Source organism: Flexivirga sp. YIM B11880 (assembly GCF_058148645.1).
Map to the genome: position 1 here is coordinate 184,848 of NZ_JBMAMH010000003.1, position 12,903 is coordinate 197,750.

Here is a 12,903-nt window from a genome sequence, read left to right on the forward strand (position 1 = left end):
ATGACCGATCTCTCGTCCGCACTGGACGTGACCGTCAACGGGCAACGTCACGAGTTCACCGATGCCCCACACACCAACCTGCTGGACTGGCTGCGGTCCGAGGGACTCACCGGCGCCAAGGAGGGCTGTGCCGAGGGTGAGTGCGGCGCGTGCTCCGTGCTCGTCGCGCGTCCCGACGGCAACGGCGGCACGCAGTGGACAGCGGTCAACGCCTGCCTGCCGCCGGCCGCCGCCTTCGCGGGTCAGGAGATCGTCACCTCCGAAGGCTTGGGCACCGCCGACTCGCTGCATCCTGTCCAGCGGGAGATGGCGGTTCGCGGCGGCTCCCAGTGCGGCTACTGCACGCCGGGTTTCGTCTGCAGTATGGCGGCCGAGTACTACCGCCCGGACCGCACCCCGTGCGACCACGCCGACCCCGAACATGGCGCGAACGGCTTCGACATCCACGCACTCTCCGGCAACCTGTGCCGGTGCACGGGATACCGGCCGATCCGCGACGCGGCATACGCGCTCGGTGACGTGCCGCAGGACGACGAGCTGGCAGCCCGCCGCGAGTCGCCGGCACCCGAGGCGCTGCCCACGGCATACAGCGTCGAGGGCCGGCAGTTCGTCCGTCCCGCGTCGCTGAGCGAGGCGCTCACCGTGCTACGCGACAACCCCGGCGCCGTGCCGGTCGCCGGGTGCACCGACTGGGGCGTCGACGTCAACATCAAGTCGGCTCGCGCCGAGCTGGTCGTCGGGCTCGACCGGTTGCCGGAGCTGCGCACCTTCCAGGAGACCGAGTCGTATGTCGAGCTCGGTGCCGCGCTCACGCTCAGCGAGATCGAGCAGCTGCTCGACGGACGGATTCCGTTGCTGGCCAAGCTCTTCCCGCAGTTCGCGTCCCGCCTGATCCGCAACGGAGCCACCATCGGCGGCAACCTCGGCACCGGCTCACCGATCGGCGACACGCCGCCCGCGCTGCTCGCGCTGGACGCCGAGCTGGTCCTCACCGGCCCCGGCGGCAGCCGCGTCGTGCCGCTCGCCGACTACTTCACCGGATACCGGCAGACCGTTCGCGCCGCGGACGAGCTGATCCAGTCGGTGCGGATCCCGTTGCCGTTGTCCGAGATCACCGCGTTCCACAAGATCGCCAAGCGGCGCTTCGACGACATCTCCAGCGTCGCCGTCGGCTACGCCGTCGACGTCGTGGACGGCGTCGTGCGCAAGGCCCGCATCGGCCTGGGCGGGGTCGCCGCCACGCCCCTGCGCGCCACCGCGGTCGAAGCCGCCTTGGAGGGCAAGCCCTGGACGGCCGAGACCGTCCGGGCCGCTGCCGCCCTGCTCCAGGAGGAGGGCACCCCGATGGACGACCACCGAGCCAGCAGCAAATACCGCCGGGCGATGCTCAGCACCTCGCTGCGCAAGATCTACGCCGAGACCGCTTCCCAGGAAGGTGACGTCGCATGAGCTCCCTGTCTGACCGCCCCGAGAACCCCGTTGTCGGAGAAGCGATTCCGCACGGGGACGCCGCCGCTCACGTCACCGGCACGGCGCTCTACACCGACGACCTGGTCGGCCGCATGCCCGACCTGTTGCACGCCTACCCGGTGTCGGCGCCGCATGCCCACGCGCTGGTCACGCGACTCGACACCGCACCGGCATACGACGTGCCGGGCGTGGTCCGGGTGCTGACCGCCGACGACGTGCCCGGCGTGAACGACTCCAACATCAACCACGACGAGCCGCTCTTCCCGACCGAGGTCATGTTCTACGGGCACCCGGTGTGCTGGGTGCTCGGCGAGAGCCTGGAGGCCGCGCGCCTCGGCGCCGCAGCGGTCGAGATCGACTACGAGGAGCTGCCGTCCATCGTGACGATCCCCGAGGCCATCGCCGCGGAGAGCTTCCAGGGTCGCGCCCCGACCGTGTCCCGCGGTGACGTCGAAGCCGGTATGGCGGCGGCCACCCGCGTTTTCAGCGGCACCTGGGAGGCGTCGGGTCAGGAGCAGTTCTACCTGGAGACCCAGGTGTCGATCGCCTACGTCGACGAGTCCGGGCAGGTCTTCATCCACTCCAGCACCCAGAACCCCAGCGAGACCCAGGAGATCGCCGCTCACGTGCTCGGCATCACCTCCTCGGAGGTCACCGTGCAGTGCCTGCGGATGGGCGGCGGGTTCGGGGGCAAGGAGACCCAGGCCAACGGGTATGCCGCCATCGCGGCGCTGGGCGCCACGCTGACCGGACGCCCGGTCCGGGTGCGGCTGAGCCGCAACCAGGACATCCAGTTCACCGGCAAGCGCCCTGACTTCCTCTCCACCTGGGAAGCGGGCTTCGACGACGAGGGTCATCTGCTGGCGCTCAAGGTCGTGCTGACCGCCGACGGCGGGTGGAGCCTGGACCTGTGCCAGCCGGTCCTGTCGCGGGCGCTGTGCCACATGGACAACGCCTACTGGATCCCCAACATCCACGCGCACGGTCGCATCGCCAAGACCAACCGCACCTCGCACACGGCGTTCCGTGGCTTCGGCGGCCCGCAGGGCATGCTGCTCACCGAGAACATCCTCGGCACCGTGGCACCCCAGCTGGGCCTGACCGGCGAGGAGATCCGCCGGCGCAACTTCTACCGGTCCGCGGATCAGACGACGCCGTACGGCCAGCGGGTGCGGCAGATCGACCGCCTGCACCAGATCTGGGAGCAGTTGCTGACCGAGAGCGACTTCGCGGGACGGCAGCGGGAGATCGAGCAGTTCAACGCCACGCACGAGCACACCAAGCGCGCCATCGCGGCGACACCGGTGAAGTTCGGCATCTCGTTCAACAAGAGCTCGATGAACCAGGGCGGCGCGCTCGTGCTCGTCTACAAGGACGGCTCGGTGCTGGTCAACCACGGCGGCACCGAGATGGGTCAGGGTCTGCACACCAAGATGCTGCAGGTCGCGGCCACCGCACTCGGGCTGCCGCTCGCGAAGGTGCGGCTCGCGCCGACCCGCACCGACAAGGTGCCCAACACCTCCGCCACGTCCGCCAGCACCGGCGCCGACCTCAACGGTGGCGCCGTCAAGCACGCCTGCGACCAGATCCGCGACCGCCTCGCCGTCGTGGCGGGCGGCATTCTCGGTGTGCCGCCGGCCGACGTGCGGTTCGCCGACGGCACGGCATACGGATTGAACAGCGAGCGCGCGCCGATCCCGTGGGAGGAGTTGGTGCGGACCGCCTATCTGCAGCGCATCCAGCTGCACGCGGCCGGCTACTACCGCACCGAGGGCCTGGAGTGGAACGAAGAGACGTACCAGGGCTCCCCGTTCAAGTACTTCTCCTACGGCGCGGCCGTCGCCGAGGTCGAGGTGGACGGCTTCACCGGTGCCTACCGCACGCGGCGGGTCGACGTGGTGCACGACGTCGGTGACAGCCTGTCACCGCTGATCGACCTGGGTCAGATCGAGGGGGCGTTCGTGCAGGGCGCCGGCTGGCTGACGCTCGAGGACCAGCGCTGGGACGCCGGCGACGGGCCGACCCGTGGCCGGTTGAGCACACAGGCCGCGAGCACCTACAAGCTGCCCAGCTTCTCGGAGATGCCCGAGGTGTTCAACGTCACGATGTTCAAGAACGCCACCGAGGAAGGCGCGATCTACGGCTCCAAGGCCGTCGGTGAGCCGCCGCTGATGCTGCCCATCTCGGTGCGTGAGGCGCTGCGCAAGGCGGCCGCCGCGTTCGGTCCCGCGGGCAGGAGTGTGCACTTGGCCTCCCCGGCGACGCCGGAGGCGGTCTACTGGGCGATCGAGGACGCTCGTGCGGCGTCGAACGACGTTGTGGTGGAGGAGATCTCGGACGTTCTGCCCGCCGGTCAGCCGGTTCCCTCAGGAGTATGACGTGAACTGGTATGACGCCATCGGCCTGCTCCGGCAGCAACGGCGTGCCGCGGTCCTGGTGACGCTGGTGGACGTCCGCGGGCATGCCCCGCGGGAGGCCGGCGCCAAGATGGTCGTGACCGCGGATGCCGTCTTCGACACGATCGGCGGCGGCAACCTGGAGGAAACCGCCGTATCGGTGGCCCGCAAGGCGCTCGGCTCCGACGAACCCACCGGGCCGCAGGAGCTGACCGTGTCGCTGAGCGACAAGGCGCCGGCCGAGCACGGCGTCCAGTGTTGCGGTGGAGAGGTGCGGATCCTGCTGGAGCCGCTGCGGATCCGGCCGTCGATCGCGATCTTCGGAGTCGGCCACGTCGGCCTCGAGCTCGCCCGCATCCTCGCCCGTCACGAGGTCGAGCTGCACCTGGTCGACTCGCGTGCGGCACACCTCGCCCCCTCGCGATTGGCGGTGCTGGGCGACGCGGTGGCGAGCGTCATACCGCACACGGCACCGGTGCCCGAGGTCGTGCTGGGCGAGGTCCCGCCCGGCACACACGTGCTCGTGATGACCCACGACCACGCCGAGGACATCGCGATCTGCGACGCCGCCCTGCGCTGTGCGCACCTGGGCAGCATCGGCCTGATCGGCTCGTCGGCGAAGTGGGCACGCTTCCGGCGCCGGCTCACCGAGGAGGGCCACGACGAGGCCGCCCTCGCCCGCATCACCACACCGATCGGGCTGCCGGACCTGCCCGGCAAGCAGCCGGCGATCATCGCGCTGAGTGTCGCGGCCGACCTGGCCCGGCGTTTCGCCGTCGCGCCCAGTGCGGCGGTGCCGCGATGACGATCTATCACGCCACCGTCCTCGACACACCGGCCGATCCGTTCACCGGGGGCGCGTTACGCGCCGAGTCCGAGATCGCGTTGGCCGTCACCGATGGCCGGATCACCGCGCGCGGTCCGCTCACCCAGCTGCGCGCTGACGCCCCGGACGACGACGTCGTCGACCTGCGCGACGGTGTGCTGCTGCCCGGCTTCGTCGACACGCACGTGCACTTCCCGCAGGTGCGCGCCATCGGCGCCCTCGGCATGCCGCTGCTCGACTGGCTCGAGCACTGCGCGCTACCGGAGGAGGCCCGGCTGCGGGAGCCGGCATACGCACGGACCATCGCGCGCGAATTCCTGCACGGGCTGACGCGCGCCGGCACGACCTCGGCGCTCGTCTTCGGCTCGCACTTCGCGTCCGCCGTCGATCTGCTCTTCGCCGAAGCGGAGCGGATCGGACTGCACCTGACGTCCGGGCTGGTCGTGTCCGACCGCCTGCTGCGGGAGGACCTGCTCACGACGCCCGAGCGTGCGTATGACGAGTCGGTCGCCCTGGCGGCCCGCTGGCAGGGTCACGAGCGGATCCGCTATGCGGTCACGCCACGCTTCTCCTACTCGTGCAGCGGAGACCTGCTGGAGGCGTGCGGCGCGGCATACAAGGACATCGACGACGCCTGGTGCACCTCGCACGTCAACGAGAACGTCACCGAAGTCACTGAAGTGTCAAGGCTTTTCGGTGGATCAAGCTATGTGGGGACCTACCAGGACCACGGGCTGCTCGACGCGCACACGGTGCTGGCGCACAACGTGCACCCGACCGATGCCGAACTGGACATGCTGTCGGCCAGCCGAGCGGCGGTCGCGCACTGCCCGACCAGCAACGCGTCGCTGGGCAGCGGCATGTTCCCGCTGGGGGCCCACCTGCAGCGCGGCGTCCGCGTCGCGATGGGCACGGACGTCGGTGGCGGGACCGGGTTCTCCATGCTCAAGGAGGGGCTGCAGGCCTACTTCATCCAGAGCCTGCTGGGCGGCCAGGGCGTGCCGTTGACCTCGGCGCACCTGCTGCACCTGGCCACCGCGGCCGGCGCCGACGCACTCGGCCTGCGCGACGATGTCGGCGATCTCAGCGTCGGCAAACAGTTCGACGCGGTTCTTGTTGCGCCGGAAGCCGATTCACCGCTGGCCGTCGGCATCGAGCACGCTGCCGGCGCGGAGGACGCACTGGCGAAAATCTTCGCCATGGGCACGCCGGCGGACATCGCGCGGGTCTGGATCAACGGCGAGCAGGTCACGTAGCCTCGTCAGCCGGTGAGCGGGTGCTCCTCGAGGTAGGCAGCCGCCAGCCTCTTCGGCGCCCGGTCCAGCCATGCCTCGGTGACGATCTCGGTGAGCTCGTCGACCCCGATCTCCTCGAGCCGGACGAGCACCGCGGGATATCCGTCGAAGTGCGGGATGGTGAAGTAGATCGACGGATCGTCGGCGATCAGAGCGTGTTTCACGCCCTCATCCGGCACGCGGACGCCCAGGATCTCACCCTCCGGGGCCGCGTCGCCGAGTTCCGCGCGATCTTTCGCGTGCAGCGGGCGCTCCCACACGAACCCCTTGCCCCTGACCCGCCACATGAGATGGCCCCACGACACCTTCGTGTCCACCTCCGGCAGCTCGGCCACGATCCGCCGTACGTCGTCCCAGTCCGCCATACCGGGCGACTCTACGCAGGAGCCCGCAGCGTCACCAGTTCTCGATCGACCGGGTGAGGATGCCGGCGATGTCGTCCTCGGTGGGCGTCTTCGGGCAGGTCGACAGGAGCCGCTGCTGCTTCATCACGCCGGGCACGAGCTCGGGGACGTCCGACTCCGAAAAGCCGACCGCACCGACGCCGTTGGGGATGCCGATGTCCCTCATCAGGGCGGTCAGCACCGCCGGCAGCTGCTCGCGCGGGTTCGGCTGCTCCGGCGTGTCCGGGCCGAGCAGCGCCGCCACCCGCAGGTGTCGCTCCGGCGCCGCGTCGAAGGAGAAGCGGAACGCCTCGGGCGCGGTCAGGGACACGGCCATGCCGTGCGGCACCATCGGCTCGTCGCCTGGATAGCCGGACGGGTGGAAGTCCTGGACCTGACCGGCGATCGGATAGGCGTTCGCGTGCGGAATGTGCACACCCGCGTTGCCGAATCCCATTCCGGCGAAGGTCGCGGCCTGCATCATGTCGACCCGTGCCTGCTCGTCGTCGGCGCCGTGCAGCACGGCTCGCCGGAAGGCGCCGGCGAGCAGGGTCAGCGCCCGTTCGCACCAGACGTCGGACACCGGGTTGGCCCCGCAGTAGGTCACCCGCTCCTCCGGCCGTTTCCTGCGGTATGCCGAGAACGGCTTCGCGGTGTAGGACTCCGCAGCATGGCACACGATGTCCATGCCGGCCGCCGCGGTGACCTCCGGCGCCAGCGTCATGGTGAGCGCCGGGTCGACCACGGCCATGGTGGGCCGTAGGCGCCAGTGGCTGATGCCGGTCTTCACCCGCATCGACAACACGTCGAGCACGCACATCGCGGTGCTCTCGGATCCGGTGCCGGCGGTGGTCGGCACCGCGATCAGCGGCTTCAGCGGGCCGGGTGGCACCTGCGCGCGACCGATCGGCGCGTTGAGATAGTCGCCGAGCTCACCGGGGAACGTCGTCAGCAGGTTGACCGCCTTCGCGGTGTCGATCGACGACCCACCGCCGACGGCGACGAACGCGTCCCACGGCCCCTGCGCGGCGGCATACTCCACCGCCTTGGTCATCGAGTCGTCGGTCGGCTCGACGTGGACGCTGGCGAAGACCTCGGCCTCGATCCGGTAGCGCCGCAGGGCATCCGCGACCCGCAGCGGGATGCCGGTCGCCGCGAGTACGGGGTCCGTCACGATCAGCGCCCGCGACACCCCGAACTGCGCCAGGTCGAAGCCGATCTCGTCGCTGGCACCGACGCCGAACTTCAGCGGTGGCGCGCCCCAGGTGAAGATCGTCTCGGCGGACTCGTCATGCATCGATGCGCTCCCGGTCCAGCTCCTTGGCCGACTCGACGATGAAGTCCTTGCGCGGGGCGACGTCGCTGCCCATCAGCAGGTCGAAGACCCGCTCGGAGTTCTCCGCGTCCTTCAGGGTGACCCGACGCAGCGTGCGGTGCCGGGGGTCCATCGTCGTCTCGGCCAGCTGCGAGGCATCCATCTCGCCGAGTCCCTTGTAGCGCTGCGGCTGCTTGACCGTGCGGCCCTTGCGCTGGAACTGCGCCATCACCTGGCGCATCTGCTGCTCGGAGTAGGTGTAGACGACCTCGCCCTTGGCCCGCCCCTGCGCGGTGGTCTCGATGCGGTGCAGCGGCGGCACCGCGGCGAAGACCCGGCCCGCCTCGACGAGCGGTCGCATGTAGCGGAAGAACAGCGTGAGCAGCAGCGTGCGGATGTGGGCCCCGTCGACGTCGGCGTCGGTCATCAGGATCACCTTGCCGTAGCGCGCCATCTCGAGGTCGAAGGTGCGTCCCGAGCCGGCACCGACGACCTGGATGATCGAGGCACACTCGGCGTTCTTCAGCATGTCGCCGATCGACGCCTTCTGCACGTTGAGGATCTTGCCGCGGATCGGCAGCAGCGCCTGGAACTCCGAGTTACGCGCCGCCATGCCGGTGCCGAGCGCACTGTCCCCCTCCACGATGAACAGCTCGGTGTGGTCGGTGTTGTTCGACCGGCAGTCCTTCAGCTTGCCCGGCAGCGAGGAGGACTCGAGCGCGTTCTTGCGACGGATCGTCTCCTTCTGGACGCGCGCATGGATGCGCGCCTTCATCTCCGCGACGACCTTCTCCTGGAGCTGGGTCGACTGCGTCTTGAACTCGCGCTTGGTCGAGGTCAGCCGTGCGGTGAGCTCCCGCTCGACGACCTTGCTGACGATCTGCCGGACCGCCGAGGTGCCGAGCACTTCCTTGGTCTGCCCCTCGAACTGCGGCTCCGCCAGCCGGACGGTGACGACCGCGGTCAGGCCCGCGAGGATGTCGTCCTTCTCAACCTTGTCGTTGCCGACCTTGAGGCGCCGCGAGTTGACCTCCAGTTGCTTGCGGAAGACCTTGAGCAGCGCCTGCTCGAAACCGGCGATGTGAGTGCCGCCCTTGGGGGTGTCGATGACGTTGACGAAGGACTTCACCCGCTGGTCGTAGCCGGTGCCCCAGCGCACGGCGACGTCGACGCCGCAGACCCGCTCCACCTCGGTCGGTGTCATGTGTCCCTGGGAGTCCAGCACCGGAACCGTCTCGGTGAAGGTCGACTCCCCCTCGAGCCGCCATACGTCGGTGACCGAGGGGTCGGGTGCCAGGAACTCGGTGAACTCCGAGATGCCCCCCTCGTGCAGGAAGACCTCCTCGTGCGGTCTGTGCTCTCCGGGCGTGCCCGGCAGGCCGCGCTCGTCCCGCACGACCAGGGTGAGCCCAGGCACCAGGAAGGACGTCTGCCGGGCCCGCGAGATCAGCTGGTCGTAGTCGAACTTCGCGTCCCGCAGGAAGATCTGGGGGTCGGTCCAGTAGCGGATGCGGGTGCCCGACACGCCGCGCTTGGTCTTGCCCACGACGCGCAGCTCGCTGCCCGCGGTGAACGGCGCGAAGGGCGAGTCCGGGCTGGGCCCGGACTTCGGGTCGTCGAAGACGCCCGGCTCGCCACGTCGGAAGCTCATCGCATAGGTCTTGCCCCCGCGATCCACCTCGACGTCGAGCCGGCTGGACACCGCGTTGACGACCGAGGCGCCGACTCCGTGCAGGCCACCGGACGCGGCATACGACCCGCCACCGAACTTGCCGCCTGCGTGCAGCTTGGTGAAGACCACCTCGACACCGGTCAGGCCGGTGCGCGGCTCGATGTCGACGGGTATGCCGGCACCTCGGTCCGCGACGGCCACCGACCCGTCGGCATACAGCGTCACCAGCACGTGGTCGCCGCGACCGGCGAGGGCCTCGTCGACGGCGTTGTCGATGATCTCCCAGACGCAGTGCATCAGTCCGCGGCCGTCGGTCGAGCCGATGTACATGCCCGGCCGCTTGCGGACCGCCTCCAGGCCTTCGAGCACCTGCAGGTGCCGTGCGGTGTATTCGCTCTTGGACGTGGCGGACGGACTGGCGGTCACGAGTGGTGCTCTCCTGGCTGGTGCAGCCCGCGGACGGGCGTAACGGCTTCGAGGCAGATTAACGCTCGGCACCGACGCCGCCGCGCAGGCTCACGGCGCAGCCGCCCGTTTTCGGGAACCGGGAGCGGCCGGAGGATCGTCGCAACGTCACGACTTTGTGAAGGACGCCACACGCCGTGCATTTGTTTCGCCGGGAATCCCTTCACGTGATTGACTGTTGACTACTTCGACGACGGAAACCCCCGGGTGACCGAGGGAGACCCGCAACGAGAGGATGAAGACCGTGACTACTGCAGTTGCCCGAACCTTGACCGCATCCGATCGCTGCGACCGCTGTGGCGCACAGGCCTTCATCCGTGCTCGCCTCGGCTCCGGCCAGGATCTGCTCTTCTGCGCCCACCACGGGCGTGAGCACCTGGACAAGCTGCGCGAGGTCGCTGAAGAAGTGATCGATGAGACCGACCGCCTGCACAGCGAGTCCACGATCGAAGTGTGATCCCCACCCAGCAGACGCGCGAAGGGCGGCGCACCGCGATGGCGGTGCGCCGCCCTTCGGCATACCTGACGGCACGGCCGTCGGCTAGGTTTCCGCCGTGGACGCTGTGACCGTGCTGGCCGGACTGATGATCTTCGTCGGCATCCTCGGCCTGGTCGTCCCGGTCCTGCCGGGTCTGTTGCTCTGCCTCGCCGGCGTGCTGCTGTGGGCGTCACACGTCGGCACCGCGGTGTCGTGGACGGTCTTCGGCTGTTGCGTGCTGGTGGCGGCCGTCGGCTGGGTGGTGCAGTTCCTCGTGCCCAACCGTCGCCTCAAGGAAGCCGGTGTGCCGGCCGTGGCCAAACTCGCCGGGCTCGTGGGCGCGGCCGTCGGGTTCTTGGTGATCCCGTATGTCGGGCTCTTCGTCGGTTTCCCGGTCGGGGTGTTCGCCGCCGAGCAGGTCCGGCTCCGCGACTCGCGGCGCGCGTGGGTGGCGACCAAGGCAGCCGTCACAGCGGTGCTGACCAGCATCGGCATCGAACTGGCGGCAGCGGTCCTGGTGTCCTGGATCTGGGTCGTCGGGGTCGTGCTGACGTGACGGCGAAGCCCTACCAGCCCTGGCCGCGGCGGCGGTCCCAGCGCTCCTCGAGGCGCTGCATGAAGCTGCCGTTGCTGCGCGTCTGCCGCTTGGGATGTGCGCTGCTGATGGAGCCGTCGTCCTGCACGGTGCCGAAATCGCGGAGGCTCACCGGCTTGAACGCGTATGCCGCGGCCGCCACCATCACCACGAAACCGACGACACCGAGCCAGACGTGTGCCGTCGCCATACCACCGATCACCAGTGCGAGGCCGACCACGAGGCCGCAGACGCCGACGGCGATGCGGCGCCGGAGCCGGCTGCGGCCCGGATGGGCGACCATGTGTGACGCAAACTTGGGATCCTCTACCTTGAGCGCCTGCTCCATCTGGTCGAGTAGGCGCTGCTCGTGCTCCGAAAGCGGCACGTTGACCTCCCAATGTCCGACGGTCGCCACCACGCAGCGACCGGTCCGCCGGCTATCCCCGACTGATTTACCCAGGATAGTTCGCCACGATACGTGACGGTAGGTGCCCACGTCCTTACCGTCCCAAAACCGCTGTGGACAGCGGTCTGCGGCCGTCCGTCAGCCCGCCGTGGTCGGCGCGACGCACGCGGTGAACGACTCCACCATGGGCAGCCCCAGGTGGCCGAGCACCAGCTCGAGGAACGCCTCGACCTGCCGCACCAGGTCGTCGGCTTCCCGTGTCGAGATGATCGACTCACCACGCTCCATCCGACTGCGCCGCCGTGCGGTGCCCGCGAAGAACTGCGCCCACTCGGCCAGCTCCGGCGCGACGGCCGGCAACACGGCCCACACGTTGCGCGGGCCTGACCGTGGACTGCGGCGGGCGTCGGCGGCCAGGACCGCCGCCGCGGCTCGCAATGCCGCGAGGTGCGCGAGCCGGTAACGCTCTTCGGCGGTCTCGGCATGACATGCCTGCAACAGCCCGATGCGAGTGCGTTCGACCAGATCGAGCACGGTGCCGGCGACCGGAGCGGGTGACACGGGGCGAGCTGACATGCGGTCCTCCTCGAAGCGACTGGTCGAATGTTTGTTCGACTCCTCTTCGAGGCTAGCAATCGCCACCGACACGGCCGGCGGCCAGTCAGACCAGGCTGCCCTGGCGGAGGTTCGCGAAGACCTCCAGGGTCGCCGTCGACTTGTTCATGGTCATGAAGTGCAGACCCGGCGCGCCCTCGCGCAACAGTCGCTGCGAGTGTTCGGTGCAGATCGCGATGCCTTCGCGGCGAACCGCCTCCGGGTCGTCTCCTGCAGCGGCGATGCGGTCCACCACGTCCTGCGCCAACGGCTGACCGTTGAGCTCGGTGAGCCGCTGCAACTGTCCGGGCGCCGTCACCGGGAGCAGCCCGGGGATGATCGGCATCGTGCAGCCCCGGCGGTCGACCAGGTCGCGCAGTCGCAGGTAGGCGTCGACGTCGGTGATCATCTGGGTGATCGCGAAGCCGGCGCCGGCCTCCGCCTTACGGACCAGCGTGTCGGCGTCCTGCTCCAGCGAACCCGACTCCGGATGTTTGTCGGGGAAGGCTGCGACCCCCACGGTGAAATCGCCCAGCGACCGCACCAGTGCGACCAGCTTGTCGGCGTGATCCAGCCCCTCCGGGTGCGCCCGCCAGACCGCCGACGGGCCGCCGGGCGGGTCGCCGCGCAACGCCAGGACGTTGCGGATGCCGACCGCGGCATACTCCCCGACGACGCGCCGCAGCTCGGCCACCGAGGAACCGACACAGGTCAGGTGCGCCATCGTCCGCAGCGTCGTCTCCTGCTCGATCCGCCCGGTGATGCGCACGGTCCGGTCACGGGTGGAGCCGCCCGCGCCATACGTCACCGAGACGAAGGTCGGGTGCAGCTGCTCCAGGCGGCGCACGGAATTCCAGAGGACCGCCTCTGCGCGCTCGCTGCGCGGCGGCATGAATTCGAAGCTGAAGGACGGGCCGTCCTCGGCGAGCAGCTCCGGGATCGGGCGCGCGGACCGGTCGTGGCGCGTCGTCATGCCAGTCAGCTTACGGATCGGTATGCCGACTACGCTCGACAGATCACCATCCG

Annotated in this window: 12 protein-coding genes; 6 read left to right on the forward strand and 6 right to left on the reverse strand. The window is 69.6% G+C overall.

Annotated features, from left to right (window positions below; genetic code table 11):
• From ACN8HC_RS06915 to ACN8HC_RS06930, 4 genes are read left to right on the forward strand one after another with little or no spacing between them, the layout of a single operon-like run.
• Nucleotides 1-1,449 (forward strand): xanthine dehydrogenase small subunit, encoded by a 1,449-nt coding sequence (locus tag ACN8HC_RS06915; protein ID WP_490074084.1) that lies wholly within the window; start codon nt 1-3, stop codon nt 1,447-1,449.
• Nucleotides 1,446-3,848, forward strand: a complete 2,403-nt coding sequence (gene xdhB, locus ACN8HC_RS06920) for a xanthine dehydrogenase molybdopterin binding subunit (RefSeq protein WP_490074085.1) — start codon at nt 1,446-1,448, stop codon at nt 3,846-3,848. The genes ACN8HC_RS06915 and xdhB overlap by 4 nt, the downstream gene beginning before the upstream one ends.
• A 1-nt stretch (nt 3,849) precedes the next feature.
• The gene (gene xdhC / locus ACN8HC_RS06925) at nt 3,850-4,671 is read left to right on the forward strand and encodes a xanthine dehydrogenase accessory protein XdhC (RefSeq protein ID WP_490074086.1); all 822 of its coding nucleotides are present in this window, start codon (nt 3,850-3,852) and stop codon (nt 4,669-4,671) included.
• Nucleotides 4,668-5,948, forward strand: a complete 1,281-nt coding sequence (locus ACN8HC_RS06930) for a guanine deaminase (RefSeq protein ID WP_490074087.1) — start codon at nt 4,668-4,670, stop codon at nt 5,946-5,948. The genes xdhC and ACN8HC_RS06930 overlap by 4 nt, the downstream gene beginning before the upstream one ends.
• 5 nt (nt 5,949-5,953) lie before the next feature.
• On the opposite strand, the gene ACN8HC_RS06935 is transcribed toward ACN8HC_RS06930, so the two are convergent.
• From ACN8HC_RS06935 to ACN8HC_RS06945, 3 genes are read right to left on the reverse strand one after another with little or no spacing between them, the layout of a single operon-like run.
• On the reverse strand, nt 5,954-6,352 hold the full coding sequence (locus tag ACN8HC_RS06935; protein WP_490074088.1) for an MmcQ/YjbR family DNA-binding protein: 399 nt from the start codon (nt 6,350-6,352) through the stop codon (nt 5,954-5,956).
• A gap of 31 nt (nt 6,353-6,383) precedes the next feature.
• A complete protein-coding gene (locus ACN8HC_RS06940) occupies nt 6,384-7,667 on the reverse strand; it encodes a hydroxyacid-oxoacid transhydrogenase (protein ID WP_490074089.1) in 1,284 nt (427 codons plus the stop codon).
• Nucleotides 7,660-9,783 carry a DNA gyrase/topoisomerase IV subunit B gene (locus ACN8HC_RS06945; RefSeq protein WP_490074090.1) on the reverse strand — a complete coding sequence of 708 codons (2,124 nt, stop codon included), beginning with the start codon at nt 9,781-9,783 and terminating at the stop codon, nt 7,660-7,662. The genes ACN8HC_RS06940 and ACN8HC_RS06945 overlap by 8 nt, the downstream gene beginning before the upstream one ends.
• 274 nt (nt 9,784-10,057) lie before the next feature.
• On the opposite strand from ACN8HC_RS06945, the gene ACN8HC_RS06950 reads away from it, so the two are divergent.
• Complete coding sequence (locus tag ACN8HC_RS06950) at nt 10,058-10,279, forward strand: DUF7455 domain-containing protein (protein WP_490074091.1); 222 nt, start codon at nt 10,058-10,060, stop codon at nt 10,277-10,279.
• Between the two features lie 97 nt (nt 10,280-10,376).
• Nucleotides 10,377-10,856, forward strand: coding sequence for a DUF456 domain-containing protein (locus tag ACN8HC_RS06955; protein ID WP_490074092.1), 480 nt, complete (start codon nt 10,377-10,379; stop codon nt 10,854-10,856).
• Nucleotides 10,857-10,866: 10 nt separating this feature from the next.
• Here ACN8HC_RS06955 and ACN8HC_RS06960 read toward each other — a convergent pair whose 3' ends face one another.
• The 3 genes from ACN8HC_RS06960 to ACN8HC_RS06970 all read right to left on the reverse strand — a co-directional run bounded on the left by ACN8HC_RS06960 (nt 10,867) and on the right by ACN8HC_RS06970 (nt 12,850).
• Nucleotides 10,867-11,262, reverse strand: a complete 396-nt coding sequence (locus ACN8HC_RS06960) for an SCO2097 family morphological protein (RefSeq protein WP_490074093.1) — start codon at nt 11,260-11,262, stop codon at nt 10,867-10,869.
• Between the two features lie 159 nt (nt 11,263-11,421).
• The gene (locus tag ACN8HC_RS06965) at nt 11,422-11,859 is read right to left on the reverse strand and encodes an SAV_6107 family HEPN domain-containing protein (protein WP_490074094.1); all 438 of its coding nucleotides are present in this window, start codon (nt 11,857-11,859) and stop codon (nt 11,422-11,424) included.
• Between the two features lie 85 nt (nt 11,860-11,944).
• Entirely contained in the window at nt 11,945-12,850 is a 906-nt protein-coding gene (locus ACN8HC_RS06970) for a methylenetetrahydrofolate reductase (RefSeq protein WP_490074095.1), read from the reverse strand.
• Nucleotides 12,851-12,903: the final 53 nt, after the last annotated feature.

Excerpts from the sequence above, each read along its gene's own strand:
- ACN8HC_RS06915 (WP_490074084.1), top strand. The coding sequence starts at position 1 with ATGACCGATCTCTCGTCCGCACTGGACGTGACCGTCAACGGGCAACGT.
- xdhB (WP_490074085.1), top strand. The coding sequence starts at position 1,446 with ATGAGCTCCCTGTCTGACCGCCCCGAGAACCCCGTTGTCGGAGAAGCG.
- ACN8HC_RS06930 (WP_490074087.1), top strand. The coding sequence starts at position 4,668 with ATGACGATCTATCACGCCACCGTCCTCGACACACCGGCCGATCCGTTC.
- ACN8HC_RS06935 (WP_490074088.1), bottom strand. The coding sequence starts at position 6,352 with ATGGCGGACTGGGACGACGTACGGCGGATCGTGGCCGAGCTGCCGGAG.
- ACN8HC_RS06940 (WP_490074089.1), bottom strand. The coding sequence starts at position 7,667 with ATGCATGACGAGTCCGCCGAGACGATCTTCACCTGGGGCGCGCCACCG.
- ACN8HC_RS06950 (WP_490074091.1), top strand. The coding sequence starts at position 10,058 with ATGAAGACCGTGACTACTGCAGTTGCCCGAACCTTGACCGCATCCGAT.
- ACN8HC_RS06965 (WP_490074094.1), bottom strand. The coding sequence starts at position 11,859 with ATGTCAGCTCGCCCCGTGTCACCCGCTCCGGTCGCCGGCACCGTGCTC.
- ACN8HC_RS06970 (WP_490074095.1), bottom strand. The coding sequence starts at position 12,850 with ATGACGACGCGCCACGACCGGTCCGCGCGCCCGATCCCGGAGCTGCTC.